The following is a 13,012-nucleotide window of genomic DNA, read 5'->3' on the forward strand; positions in this document are numbered from 1 at the left end:
GGCTCACGATCGTGGTCAGGGAAGGCAGTTCCATCGACAAGGCGCTGGCGGTGCTGGAGGCGATCGCCGAGCACCACCGCGTGACCGACATAGCCGCCGCGACGGGCGTGTCCAAGTCGACCGTCCATCGCATCCTCCAGTCGCTCGTCGAGTGGGGGTTCGCGCGGGCCGACGGCCGCGGCGGCTACGAGCCGGGGCCGCGGATCCTCACGCTGGCCGGCCGGGTCATGAGCCGCTTCGACCCGGCCCGCCAGGCCTCCGGCGCGCTCAACGCGCTGCACGAGCGGATCGGCTACACCACGCACTTCGCGATCCGCAGCGGGGACGAGGCGGTCTACGTCGACAAGCTGGAGGGCCGGCGGCCGTACCAGATGCCCTCGCGCGTCGGCATGAGCCTGCGCCTGCACTGCACCGCGATCGGCAAGGCGGTCCTGGCCCAGCTCGGCGCCGACGAGGTTCGCGCCATCTGCGCCCGTACGGGCATGCCGGCCCCGACCCCCACCACGCTGGCGACGCCGGAGGACCTGCTGGCCGACCTGGCGTTGGTACGGTCCCGCGGCTACGCGCTCGACAACGAGGAGAACCTGCCCGGCATCCTCTGCGTCGGCGCCCCGGTCTTCGACCACACCGGCCAGGTGCTCGGCGGCATCTCCATCTCCGCTCTCGCGATGGACATGGGCCGCGAGGACCTGGAGCGGTTCGCGCCCGAGGTCGTATCCGCGGCCCGCGACGTCTCCGCCGCCCTCGGCGCCCCCGCCCCGGTGCTCAACGGCTGATCCGCCCGCCTCCTGGTCCGCGTCCGGTCAGGGCTACCCGTTGTTCCATGTAATGGAATGTGGTCTCATGTTATGCAATAACCTGAGCCTGGAGGATTCGACATGCCGAACATCACCGTGGAACTCCTGTCCGGCAGGACCCTCGACCAGCGCCGCGAGTTCGTGGCCGCGCTGACCGAGGCGGCCGTGGACATCCTGAAGGCGCGTCGCGAGTCGGTGCGCGTCGTCTTCACCGAGATCGAGAAGTCGGACGTGGCCAACGGCGGCGTCCTGGAGTCCGACAAGTAGTCCACCGGGAGTCCGCCCCGCCCGGGACCGGCCGGATTCCCGGTCCGCGTGTTTCCCTCCCCCTCCCGGTGGAAGGAGCATGTCCCCGGGCGGGCGGGTCCTGGAGCCCGCCACGCCCGGGGACGGCCACGCGACCGCTCCGGAGGCCGGAGGGCCGCGGGGAGGGCGGCGGTCAGCCGACCGCTCCGGCCCGCCGCTGCTCCGGGTCGGTGGAGGCGGGGTCGCTGGACAGGGAGTCGATGAGCACGTCGCGGTCCTCGCGGTTCTCCGGCTTCAGCAGTCCGATCGCCACGTACAGGACGAGTGAGGTGACCAGCGGCACGCCGACGACCATCGCGGTGTCCTTGGACTCGATGATCCACTTGACGTACGCCCAGACGCCCAGCCCGGCGGCCCAGGAGACGATGGCCGCGGTGGGGCCGCTCCGCCGGAACCACGGCAGCATGCCCAGCATCAGCGGGATCGAGATCGGCCCCATCGTCGCCGCGACCAGGTCGACGACGATCTTCAGTACGACGCCCTGGCCCTCGGTCGAGATCGCGATCGCCATGCTGACCAGGACGAAGGTGAACGTGGTCACCCGGGCGAAGGTCAACTCGGCCCGCGCCGACAGCTCGCGCACCCTGCGGACGATCACCGGGGCGATGTCCCTGGTGATGACCGAGGAGATCACGTTGGCGTCGGAGGCGACCATGGCCATGGTGTGCGAGAAGAAGCCCGCGAGCACCAGCCCGATCACCCCCTGCGGCAGCAGGGTCTGGGCCAGCCGCACGTACGCCTCCTCGGCGTTGGCCAGGCCCGGCACGATGAGCGGCGCGGCGAACATCGGGATGAACAGGATCAGCGGCCAGACCAGCCACAGCGCGCTGGACAGCAGCGCCGAACGCTTCGCGGCCGAGCCCGAGGGGGAGGCCATGTAGCGCTGGGCCAGGTTCCACATGCCGCCGTTGTACTCGAAGGTCTTGATGAAGAGCAGCGCGAGGAAGAACGTCGTGGTGTACGGCCCGGCGAACGGGTCGCCGTGGCCGGGGGGCAGTTTGTCCCACATGGTCCACAGCGTGGCGACGCCGTCCAGCTGAATCATGATCGCGACGAACATGGCGATGCCCGCGACGCCCTGGATGACGAACTGCCCGAAGTCGGTGAGCACGTCCGCCCACAGCCCTCCGGCGGTGATGTAGACCAGCGTGACGGCCCCGGTGACCAGGATGCCCCACTGGATCGGGATGCCCGCGAAGCCCTTGAGCAGGATGGCGATCGCCACCCATTTGGCCGCGATGTCCACGACCTTCAGCAGCGCGCCGCTGTAGGCCAGCACCTGCTGGGTCGGCAGGTTGTAGCGCCGGGCGAGGTATTCCAGCGGGGAGATCACGCCGTGCTTGGAACGGAGCCGGTTCCAGCGGGCCGCCCAGACGAAGGCGCCGATGCCGATCCCGATGCCGATCGTCAGTGCCCACCAGACGTACATCGCGAGCCCGTAGTTGTAGGCCACGGCCGCGAACGCCACGAACATGACCGCGCTGTATCCCGACATGTGGTGGGAGATGCCGGACAGCCACCAGGGGATACGGCCCCCCGCGGTGAAGAAGTCGATCACGGTCTTGATGCGGCGCTTCGACCACACGCCGATACCGATCATGACAAGGAAGTACGCGCCCAGAACGGACCAGTCGAGTGCGGACATGTGTCTCCTCCCAACGCCCTGTTGGTGAGGAGGTTCTACTACATGAAACGCAATGTCAATACACGGAATGGAATACGCTTTCCGGCGGGCTAATGGGATATTCAGCGCTCTTCATCACTGTTCACGAAGTATCGACCGATCTTGTGAAACGCCGCCGAGGGCCGGCCGCTCCGGCGAGTCGGCGCGCAATCCACCACCCGTCTCGTTAACCTCCCTAGCATGGCCACCCGTACGTCTAAAGGCTCCTCAGGAAAGCCCCCCGGCAAGGGGTCCTCCGGTCGTTCGGGCGCCTCCCAGGCCCGTACGGCCCCCGCCAGGCGGGCGCCCGCCGGACGGCCGAGGGGCGCGAGCCAGGCCCGCAGGCCCTCGCCCCAGCATGACCCGATCAGCTGGGTGCTCATCATGATCGGCAAGCTGTTCATGGGCATCTGGATGCTGCTGGCGGGGGGCATCGGCGGCGCCGCGCGGGCCCTGGGGCAGAACGCGCGCGAGCTCGATCCCGTCCACCGCCGCGACGGGCTCGGCCTGGCGGTGTTCGCCGGGGCGGTCGTGCTGGCGGCCATGACCTGGCGGAAGAACACCGGCACGGTCTCCACCGTGGTCGACAGTGTCATGCGCGGTGTCTTCGGCTCGCTGACCTGGGTGATCCCGATCCTTCTCGTGCTGCTGGCCTGGCGGCTGCTGCGCCACCCCGACCAGAACGCCGACACCGGCCGGATGATCATCGGCTGGTCCGCCCTCACCGTCGGCGTGCTCGGCGTCGTCCACGTCGTCCACGACACGCCGTACCCCTCGGGGGGCAGCTCCGACGGCATGGACAAGGTGTCGGCCGCCGGAGGCATGATCGGCTTCATCGTCTCGGCGCCCCCGGCGAGCATCCTGCCGTCCTTCATCACGATCCCGCTGCTGCTGATCCTGTCGGGCTTCGGCATTCTGGTGATCACCGCGACGCCGGTGCACCGGGTCCCCGAGCGGCTGGCCGAGATCCGGCACATGCTCTTCAACCGCGACCTGCCCCCCAAGCCGCGGGTGTCCAGGAAGAAGCCCGCCACCCGCAAGAAGCCGGAGTCCGAGGGCACCGAGCTGGGCGACCACGTCAAGCCCTACGACACGCCCCTGATCGCCGAGACGCCCGGCGGGACTCCGGGACACTCCCCGGAGATCGTGCCCGGCCTGGTGGACGAAGAGGCGGCCGAGGCGGTGGCCAGGGCCGAGCCCCCCGACCCGACCCCGGCCCCGCGCAAGGTCGAGCAGCTCGTCCTGTCGCCCCAGGCCGGTCCGTACACCCTGCCCGAGTCGCAGCTCCTGCGCCCCGGCAGCGCGCCCAAGCCGCAGACCAAGGCCAACACCGTCGTCGTCAACGCGCTGACCAGCGTGATGGAACAGTTCATGATCGACGCCCAGGTGATCGGCTTCACCCGGGGGCCGACGGTGACGCGCTACGAGATCGAGCTCGGCCCGGCGGTCAAGGTCGAGAAGGTCACCGCGCTCACCAAGAACATCGCGTACGCGGTCAAGTCGGCTGATGTCCGGATCCTGTCCCCGATCCCCGGCAAGTCGGCGATCGGCGTCGAGATCCCCAACACCGACAAGGACCTCGTCTCGCTGGGCGACATCCTGCGCTCCCCGGTGGCCCAGGCCGACCACCACCCGATGATCGTCGGGCTCGGCAAGGACGTCGAGGGGCGCACGATAGTGGCCAACCTGGCCAAGATGCCGCACCTGCTCATCGCGGGCGCCACCGGCGCGGGCAAGTCGGTCTGCGTCAACGGGCTGATCACCTCGATCCTGATGCGGGCCACCCCCGACGAGGTCCGCATGGTCCTGGTCGACCCCAAGCGGGTCGAGCTCAGCGTCTACGAGGGCATCCCGCACCTGATCACGCCGATCATCACCAACCCCAAGAAGGCCGCCGAGGCCCTGGAGTGGGTCGTCGGGGAGATGGACCGCCGCTACGACGACCTGGCCGCCAGCGGCTTCCGGCACGTCGACGACTTCAACAAGGCGGTCCGCACGGGCAAGCTGGTGCCGCCGCCGGGCAGCGAGCGCGTCTACCAGCCCTATCCGTACCTGCTGGTGATCGTCGACGAGCTCGCCGACCTGATGATGGTCGCCCCGCGCGACGTCGAGGACTCCATCGTCCGCATCACCCAGCTGGCCCGCGCCGCCGGAATCCACCTCGTCATCGCCACCCAGCGCCCCAGCGTGGACGTGGTCACCGGCCTGATCAAGGCCAACGTGCCCTCCCGGCTGGCCTTCGCCACCTCCTCGCTGGCCGACTCCCGGGTCATCCTGGACCAGCCCGGCGCCGAGAAGCTCGTCGGGCAGGGCGACTCGCTCTTCCTGCCGATGGGCGCCAGCAAGCCCATGCGGCTGCAGAACGCCTTCGTCTCCGAGAAGGAGATCGGCGAGATCGTCGGGCACTGCAAGGCCCAGATGGCGGCCGAGTACCGCGACGACGTGTCCGCCGTGGCGACCGCCAAGAAGGAGATCGACGAGGACATCGGCGACGACCTCGACCTGCTGGTCCAGGCGGCCGAGCTCATCGTGACCACCCAGTTCGGCTCGACCTCGATGCTCCAGCGCAAGCTCAGGGTCGGCTTCGCCAAGGCGGGCCGCCTGATGGACCTGCTGGAGAGCAGGAACGTCGTCGGGCCCAGCGAGGGGTCGAAGGCGCGGGAGGTCATGGTCAAACCCGACGAGCTCCCCGGCCTGCTGGCCGACCTGCGCGGGGGCTGACGGCGCCGTACCGGAATGGCACCCCCCGCCGCACACCTTCCGTCCGGTTACTGATTGAATAGGTATCGCTACGCAACGTCGGGGGCTGAGAGGCGTGCGCCATGGGCATTGGAAGCGATCTGGCGGATGCCAGGCGGTCGATGGGGATGACCGTCGGGCAGTTGAGCGCGCGGACACGCATTCGCGAGGTTCTCATCCAGGCAATCGAGAGGAATGACTTCTCCCAGTGCGGGGGAGATTTCTACGCGCGGGGCCATATAAGAAACATCGCCAAGATCGTCGATCTCGATCCAGAGACGCTGGTGCACCGCTACGACGAGCAGCACGGGGGCGTGCCGCTGCCGGTGCGGGCCTCCAGCGTCTTCCAGGCCGACATGCCCCTGAAGATCCGTGAGCGCCGCTCGCCCAACTGGACGACGGCGATGGCGGTGGCCCTGGGCATCGTGGTCATCTTCGGCGTGGCGCGGACCATGGGCGGGGGCGACACTCCCGTGGCGGAGCTCCGCCCCATGCCGGTGCCCGCCGCGCCGCCCCATGCCGGTCCCGGTCCCGACTCGCCGCGCCGGGCGGCGTCGCTGGCCGAGGAGAAGCGGCGCGACATGGTCGTCCTCCAGGTCAAGGCGAAGCGCACGTCCTGGCTCGACGTGCAGGACGCGGGCGGCCGGAGACTCTTCTCGGGAACGCTCGCGGCGGGCAAGACCTCGACCTGGAAGGCGAAGACCGGGATGAGGGTCACCTTCGGCGACGGGGGAGCCGTCTCGCTGAAGCTGAACGGCAAGAACCTGGGCGCCCCCGGCCGCCGGGGGCAGGTCGTCAACCGCTCCTACGAGGCACCCGCCGCCAAGAAGCGCTAGGTCAGGCCGTAGGGAACGCTTTCCGGGCCCCGCGTTCCGGGGGCCTCCCGGGCTCCGGGGCCGCCCGCGACGGCGGCGCGTCCGGGGCGGGGCGGGGGGTGCGGAGGTGCCTGAATGGGGGGAGGTGCATCGGGTAGTGGCCAACTCCCGATACCGTAGTGTTCACCATGTCATCCCGCCGAACCGCATCGCTGATCACGCTTGGTTGCGCACGCAACGAGGTCGACTCCGAGGAACTCGCCGCTCGTCTTGAGGCTGCCGGTTGGCAGCTGGGCGACGACGACCCCGATGTCGTCGTCGTCAACACGTGCGGCTTCATCGACTCGGCGAAAAAGGACTCCATCGACACGCTGCTCGCCGCGGCCGACTCCGGGGCCAAGGTGGTCGCCGCGGGCTGCATGGCGGAGCGGTACGGTGACCAGCTCGCCGACGCGCTGCCCGAGGCCGCCGCCGTCATCTCCTTCGACGACTACACCGACATCGGCACGCGTCTCGACGACGTGCTGGCGGGCAGGTCGCTCGTCCCGCACAGTCCCCGCGACCGCAGGACCCTGCTGCCCATCTCGCCGGTGGAACGCGCCTCCGCTCCCAGGACCGCCATTCCCGGCCACGGCGAGCTGCCCGAGGGCGTGGCCCCCGCGAGCGGCCCCCGGCCGCTCCGCAAGCGCCTGGGCGACGGCCCGGTGGCCTCGCTGAAGCTCGCCTCCGGTTGCGACCGGCGCTGCACGTTCTGCGCCATCCCGGCCTTCCGCGGGGCGTACGTCTCGCGCCGCTCCGAGGAGCTCCTCGGCGAGGCCGCCTGGCTGGCCGAGCAGGGCGTCAAGGAGCTGGTGCTGGTCAGCGAGAACTCCACCTCCTACGGCAAGGACCTGGGTGACCTGAGGGCGCTGGAGAAGCTGCTGCCCTCCCTCGCCGCGACCGAGGGCGTCGAGCGGGTGCGCGTCAGCTACCTGCAGCCCGCCGAGCTCCGTCCCGGGCTGCTGGAGATCATCGCCTCGACCGAGGGCGTGGCCCCCTACTTCGACCTGTCCTTCCAGCACGCCAGCGGCCCGGTGCTGCGCCGGATGCGCCGCTTCGGCGACCCCCGGCGCTTCCTGGACCTCCTGGAGTCGATCCGCGCCCACGCCCCCGAGGCGGGCGTGCGCTCCAACTTCATCGTGGGCTTCCCCGGCGAGACCGAGGAGGAGTTCGGCGAGCTGGTGGGCTTCCTGGAGGAGGCGAGGCTCGACGTGATCGGCATCTTCGGTTACTCCGACGAGGACGGCACCGAGGCGGCCTCGCTCCCCGGCAAGCTCGACCAGGAGATCGTCGACGCCCGGGTGTCCGCGCTCACCGAGCTGGCCGAGGAGCTTATGGCCCAGCGGGCCGAGGAGCGGATCGGCACCGAGGTCGACGTCCTGATCGAGGAGGACCTGGGCGACGGCGGCTACGAGGGCCGCGCCGCCCACCAGGGGCCCGAGGTCGACGGTTCCGTAACGGTCCAGGGCATCGGGCTGGTCCCCGGCCAGATCGTCCGGGCCGTCGTGGTCGACTCGGAGGGGGTCGACCTGATCGCCCGGATCAAGGCGGCTCCATGAGTGCGCCGCCGGGCCGGGAGAGCGTATGACCAACACGCCAGAGACCGGCACCGACCCGACAGCGGCATCCGCGCGCCCCAAGGTGAGCGCCTGGAACATCGCCAACGTCGTGACGGTGATACGGCTGGCGATGGTTCCGTTCTTCGCGGCCTGCCTCTTCCTGCCGGGATCCGGCTGGCGGGCCGCGGCGCTGGTGGTCTTCATGGTGGCCTCGCTCACCGACCTGCTCGACGGCGAGCTGGCTCGCCGCTACGGCCTGATCACCGACTTCGGGAAGATCGCCGACCCGATCGCCGACAAGGCGCTCATCGGCGCCGCCCTGATCAGCCTCTCGATCCTGGGGGAGCTGCCCTGGTGGGTCACCGTCGTGATCCTGGGCAGGGAGCTGGGCGTCACCGCGCTGAGGTTCGCGGTCATCCGGCACGGCGTCATCCCGGCCAGCTACGGCGGGAAGGTGAAGACCGTCCTGCAGATCGCCGCGATCGTCTCCTACGTCTGGCCGGGCGTGCCCGACCTGATCCGCTGGGTCGTGATGGGCGCGGCGGCCCTCGTCACCGTCGTCACCGGCCTCGACTACGTGATCCGGGCGATCAAGTTGCGGCAGGTCGCGAAACGGGCGCGGGCGATATGAGGCGGGCCGGATGAGTCACCGCCTGCTCGCGGCCACCGAGGTCCTCTCCCTTCTCGTCCGCAGGGGCGAGACGGTGGCGGTCGCCGAGTCGCTGACCGCGGGGCTGATCTGCGCGGCCCTCACCGGTCCCCCCGGGGCCTCCGCGGCCTTCCTGGGCGGGGTCGTCTCCTACGCCACCGAACTCAAGCACCGGCTGCTGAACGTCCCCGCGGACCTGCTCGCCCGCGAGGGGGCCGTGCACCCTCGGGTCGCCGCCGCGATGGCCGAGGGGGTACGCCTCCTCGCCGGTTCCACGTACGGCCTGGCGGTCACCGGGGTGGCCGGCCCGGACCCGCAGGACGGTAAACCGGTGGGTACCGTGCATCTCGCCGTTAGTGGCCCGGACGGGCGGGTATGGCACCGGGATCCGCGACTTGCCGGGACGCGCGACCAGATCCGGGAGTCGACCGTGAACGAGGCCGTGGACCTCCTCCGAGGTGTGCTGGAGACGAACGTGAGGGAACATTCAGGGTGATTACCGCGTTACGTCCCCAGCGAACATGCTCCACATGGTCTGCCGCGTTGTCGGTTGATACAGGTACGGTGGAACTGTGAGTGAGGTAAAGGTCAAGCGATGATGACGGCGAGGAGTATGTACCAAGGGTCGCGTTCGAAGAACGGGCGGCACGAACCGATAGCGCGGAGTGTCGTGAAGACATCCGTGCCGGGGAGGGAGCGACAGATGGTCCTGCTGCGTCAGCTGCTCGGTGACGTGCTGCGGCGGCTGAGGGTGCGGCAGAGTCGCACCTTGCGTGAGGTGTCCACATTGGCTCGGGTTTCTCTCGGCTATTTGTCCGAGGTGGAGCGTGGCCAGAAGGAAGCCTCCTCAGAGCTGCTCGCGTCGATCTGCGGTGCCTTGGGCGTGCCGCTTTCACAGGTTCTCCGCGAGGTTTCCGATCAGTTCGCCCTGGCCGAGCTGCAGCATGCTCCGGTGCTGGCGGGCGACGTCCCCGAACGGGAGCGTCTGCCGATTCCCGAAACCGTGCCTGATTCCGTGTTCCCCGAGGTCAACGACATGGTCGCCGCCTAGCCGGTCGGTTCTTCCGGCTGGCAGTGACGGCACCAGACGATCAGCCGTTCCTGCGGCTGTGCGCCCATCTCCCCATGACTGATCCGACGCCCGCAGCGTAGGCAAGGCCGCCCGGCCCTGCCGTAGACCCAGGTGCTCCGTCCCGGACGGAGGTCGCCCGTCGTCGTTCTGCTCGGACGTTCCTTGTTGGCGTCCAGCAATCGCCGCGCGATCGACACGATCGCCCCCAGATCCTCAACCGTCCCCACAGGTCGCCACGGCGACACTCCGGCGAGGAAAAGCGTCTCGGCGCGATAGATGGTGCCGATTCCCGCCAGGTTGCGCTGATCGAGCAGCGCGACCCCGATGCTCGTTTCAGGCCGTCGTGCCAACCGCCGTACGGCTTCGGCCTCGTCCCAGTCCTCCCCGAGCAGATCGGGTCCGAGATGGCCGACGAGCCGTCCTTCCTCCTCGGTCGACACCAGGTCGACCATGCCCAGCCGCACCCCCGCCGCCTGCCATTCCGCGTTGGCCAGCACCAGGCGGACGACGTCGCCTCCGGGCAGCCCCCGCCCCGCGGGTGAGATCTGCCAGCGGCCCTCCATCCGCAGGTGGGTGTGGACGGTCAGCCCGCCCTCGACCCTGGTGAGCAGGTGCTTGCCGCGTGAGACGGTCTCCAGCACCGCGCGCCCGGTCAGGTCCGCCGTGGAGTGGCGCGGTACGCGGAAGTCCGAGCGGGTCAGCACCCGTCCGTCGAGCGCCCGGCCGAGCCGCAGGGCGGAGCGGTGGACGACATCACCCTCGGGCACGACGCCCACCCCGAGACGCGAGCCGGTCCCGGGTGGTGAGCCGCTCCCACGAGACGGGCCGCTCCCGGTCGGTGAGCCGCTCCCTGGTGGTGAGCCGGTCACGTGAGGTGATCCGGTCCCGGGCGGGCCGGGCCGGCCGGACCCTGGTGGGCGGCCACACCGGCACGTTCAGTCCCAGGCCGCGGGGTCGGCCGACAGGCTGCGGACCCGCTCGGGGAGCGCTCCGGTGGCCACGTTCTCCAGGGTGACCTCCTCCAGGATCGCCCGTTCGCTGGCGCGCAGCGCGATCCAGACCTGCTGCAGCGACTCGGCGGGACCCCGGTAACCGACGTGCTCGGGCCGCTCCCCCCTGACGTTGGCGAGCGGGCCGTCAACGGCGCGGATCACATCGGCGAGACTGATCTCGGCGGGCGGGCGGGCCAGCACGTAGCCCCCCTCGGGGCCGCGCTGGCCGCGGACCAGCCCGGCGCGGCGCATCTGGAGCAGGATGTTCTCGAGATACTTGGGAGGCATGTCCTGCTCTTTGGCCAGCTCACCCACCGTGGTAGGGCCGTCACCCGCGGCGGCGAGTTCGGCGGCGGCGCGGAGGGCATAGTCGACACGAGCGGATAGGCGCATGTAACCGATTATCCCGCCTGCTATTGGTTCCTTACGCGCGAGGGGCCGAAGGAGGTTGAGTGGCGTCCGTCGCCCTCGGTGACGACGGGCCCGTAGAGCGACGCGCCGGTGGGTTCCGGGGCGTGCACGACGTAGTGGTGAGGTGCCATCGCGGAGGTGCGGCCCGGCAGCAGGACGAGGCAGGCGGCGCGGATCTCCTCTGGGGTTCCGGAGGTGACGTGGCAGGTCAGACGCCCGTCCGGATCGTGCGTCACGAGGTGGGGGCGCCCCCGGACGGCCTCGCCGACGAGCCGCTTCACCGCGCCGAGGTTCACCCAGCAGGAGTCGGTGTAGATCCATTGCGGATCGCGCTCGATAGGCGAAATTACCGATATATTCGAAATGTCGGAAGCCTGGACGTCCCCGTCCCCGGCCGCGATCAGCAGCCGGACGAGCCCGGTTCCGAAACCCTCCGCCTCCGCCCGGCTCATCACCCGCGGATCGATCCAGAGGGTCAGGTCCACCACGTCCTCCAGCCGGTTGGCCCAGAGCGCGAGGTGCGCGGGGAGCGAGGCCGCGGGAAGCCAGCCGCACTCGATCTCGGCGGACGGCGCGGGCTCGGGCTCGGGGAGGGTGACGCCGCTCATGTCGTTGAAGACGCAGTCGCGGGCGAAGTCCACCCCCCGCTCGGCGTTGACGGCCTCGATCACCTCCCAGAGCGCGACGGAGTCGAAACGGCTGTGCTGGTATCCGGAGAGGGACGCGCCTCGGAAGCGGCGGACCGCCTCGTCGAAGGTGGGGACGTCGAGGTCCGCGGTCATCAGCGCGTCCTGGGCGAGTGGCCCGACGTAGTCGCGCAGCTCGGGCCGTACCCTGTTGCTCGCCAGCGACGCGATCACGCAGGTCCGCTGGGTGTTGCGCAGGCCGATGAGGACGCCCAGGGCGGCGAGCGTGACCGCCGAGCGGCTGGCGCCCGTGCGGCTCGCGACGGCTTCCAGCGCCTCGGCCGCCACCGCCGAGCGGATCCGCAGCCGGGGCCGGATCGCGTCGGCGTCGGCCTCGGCCGCCTCGTCGATCGCGAACATCGACTGCGGTGCCCGCCTGAGCCCGCTCTCCCAGTGCCGCAGGGCCGCCTCGGTCCGGCGCAGGGTCGTCGGGCCGCCCTCCGCGGTCGCGAGGTCCAGCGGCTGCATCGGGCACGGTGCCGGTACGGCGACCCCCCGGATCAGGCGCTCCCACTCCCTCATGACGGTGGCCAGCCCGATGGCGTCCACCGAGGTGTGGGGCAGAACGAAGATCACCAGGCGGGGCGCCTCCCCCTCGGTGATCACGGCGACCCTGATCGGAAGCTCGGACTCCAGGTCGAACCGGGTGCCCTGCATCCGCAGGCCCACCTCCTCGGCGACCTCGTCGAGGAGACCGGTCCCGGCGCCGTGTATCTCGACGGGCAGGGAGCCGGAACCGGCCACGACCTGGACGTCCGAGTGGATGGTGGCCCGCAGTCCCTCGTGCCGGGAGAGCAGGCGCCCGACCGTCTCGGTGACGGCGGACAGGGGCGTCCCCTCGGGGAGGTGCTTGGTGACGCGGAAGTTCATGTGGAGCGGCGGGTCGCGGAGCACGCACCGCGCCATGTTGGCCTGGCCCATGGTCACGGGCCCCTGCCGGGTCCGCAGACCCGTGTATTCGGCTGCGATCGTGATGACGGTATCCATGTCGAAACCTGCCTCGCCACCCGACGGCAAGGGTCTTACTGAAAAGAACCTTTACCGTTTTCGGGAGTGTTCCACGCGCCGGGCCGACGTCGCAAGCCCTTGATTTCCGGGCATCGTGGTGTTGGGCGTGAGGGGAGTGGGGGCGGAACGGCGGTGAGCAGGGGCGCGACGGCGCCGGGACGTCCTCGTCAGCCCCCGCCGGGCCCGAGCGGGGCTAAACTATCAGGAAGCCTTATTAAGAATAGAACCGTTATTCTTGCTTGAAAGTAATCGCGACGGGGAAACGGCGAACAAGAG

At 70.0% G+C, this 13,012-nt stretch carries 12 protein-coding genes; 8 read left to right on the forward strand and 4 right to left on the reverse strand.

Translation table 11 applies throughout. From position 1 onward, the window contains the following. Positions 1-11 precede the first annotated feature (11 nt). Complete coding sequence (locus tag OG587_RS18145) at positions 12-776, forward strand: IclR family transcriptional regulator (RefSeq protein ID WP_329091793.1); 765 nt, start codon at positions 12-14, stop codon at positions 774-776. Positions 777-878: 102 nt separating this feature from the next. Further along, positions 879-1,064 (forward strand): tautomerase family protein, encoded by a 186-nt coding sequence (locus tag OG587_RS18150; RefSeq protein WP_329091794.1) that lies wholly within the window; start codon positions 879-881, stop codon positions 1,062-1,064. Positions 1,065-1,236: 172 nt separating this feature from the next. Here the strand turns inward: OG587_RS18150 and OG587_RS18155 are convergent, their stop codons facing one another. Beyond that, positions 1,237-2,748 carry a sodium:solute symporter family protein gene (locus OG587_RS18155; RefSeq protein WP_329091796.1) on the reverse strand — a complete coding sequence of 504 codons (1,512 nt, stop codon included), beginning with the start codon at positions 2,746-2,748 and terminating at the stop codon, positions 1,237-1,239. Between the two features lie 219 nt (positions 2,749-2,967). Here OG587_RS18155 and OG587_RS18160 point away from each other — a divergent pair, with 219 nt between their 5' ends. From OG587_RS18160 to OG587_RS18185, 6 genes are all read left to right on the forward strand, one after another. Then, positions 2,968-5,487: a DNA translocase FtsK gene (locus tag OG587_RS18160; RefSeq protein WP_329091798.1), complete on the forward strand. Its 2,520-nt coding sequence runs from the start codon at positions 2,968-2,970 to the stop codon at positions 5,485-5,487. Between the two features lie 101 nt (positions 5,488-5,588). Beyond that, positions 5,589-6,341, forward strand: a complete 753-nt coding sequence (locus OG587_RS18165) for a helix-turn-helix domain-containing protein (RefSeq protein WP_329091800.1) — start codon at positions 5,589-5,591, stop codon at positions 6,339-6,341. 167 nt (positions 6,342-6,508) lie between these two features. Further along, on the forward strand, positions 6,509-7,918 hold the full coding sequence (gene rimO / locus OG587_RS18170) for a 30S ribosomal protein S12 methylthiotransferase RimO (RefSeq protein ID WP_329091803.1): 1,410 nt from the start codon (positions 6,509-6,511) through the stop codon (positions 7,916-7,918). A gap of 25 nt (positions 7,919-7,943) precedes the next feature. Further along, on the forward strand, positions 7,944-8,549 hold the full coding sequence (gene pgsA / locus OG587_RS18175; protein ID WP_329091805.1) for a CDP-diacylglycerol--glycerol-3-phosphate 3-phosphatidyltransferase: 606 nt from the start codon (positions 7,944-7,946) through the stop codon (positions 8,547-8,549). 10 nt (positions 8,550-8,559) lie between these two features. Next, the gene (locus OG587_RS18180) at positions 8,560-9,063 is read left to right on the forward strand and encodes a CinA family protein (protein ID WP_329091807.1); all 504 of its coding nucleotides are present in this window, start codon (positions 8,560-8,562) and stop codon (positions 9,061-9,063) included. A 207-nt stretch (positions 9,064-9,270) separates the two neighbouring features. Further along, entirely contained in the window at positions 9,271-9,618 is a 348-nt protein-coding gene (locus OG587_RS18185; RefSeq protein WP_030904158.1) for a helix-turn-helix domain-containing protein, read from the forward strand. On the opposite strand, the gene OG587_RS18190 is transcribed toward OG587_RS18185, so the two are convergent. The 3 genes from OG587_RS18190 to OG587_RS18200 form a co-directional block, all read right to left on the reverse strand. After that, positions 9,615-10,406, reverse strand: a complete 792-nt coding sequence (locus OG587_RS18190) for an Fpg/Nei family DNA glycosylase (protein ID WP_329091811.1) — start codon at positions 10,404-10,406, stop codon at positions 9,615-9,617. The genes OG587_RS18185 and OG587_RS18190 overlap by 4 nt on opposite strands. A gap of 168 nt (positions 10,407-10,574) precedes the next feature. Next, the gene (locus OG587_RS18195) at positions 10,575-11,024 is read right to left on the reverse strand and encodes an RrF2 family transcriptional regulator (protein WP_326637143.1); all 450 of its coding nucleotides are present in this window, start codon (positions 11,022-11,024) and stop codon (positions 10,575-10,577) included. A gap of 20 nt (positions 11,025-11,044) precedes the next feature. Continuing rightward, a complete protein-coding gene (locus OG587_RS18200) occupies positions 11,045-12,715 on the reverse strand; it encodes a condensation domain-containing protein (RefSeq protein WP_329091813.1) in 1,671 nt (556 codons plus the stop codon). Between the last annotated feature and the right edge of the window lie 297 nt (positions 12,716-13,012).

This window comes from Streptosporangium sp. NBC_01469 (assembly GCF_036227305.1).
Classification (GTDB): domain Bacteria; phylum Actinomycetota; class Actinomycetes; order Streptosporangiales; family Streptosporangiaceae; genus Streptosporangium.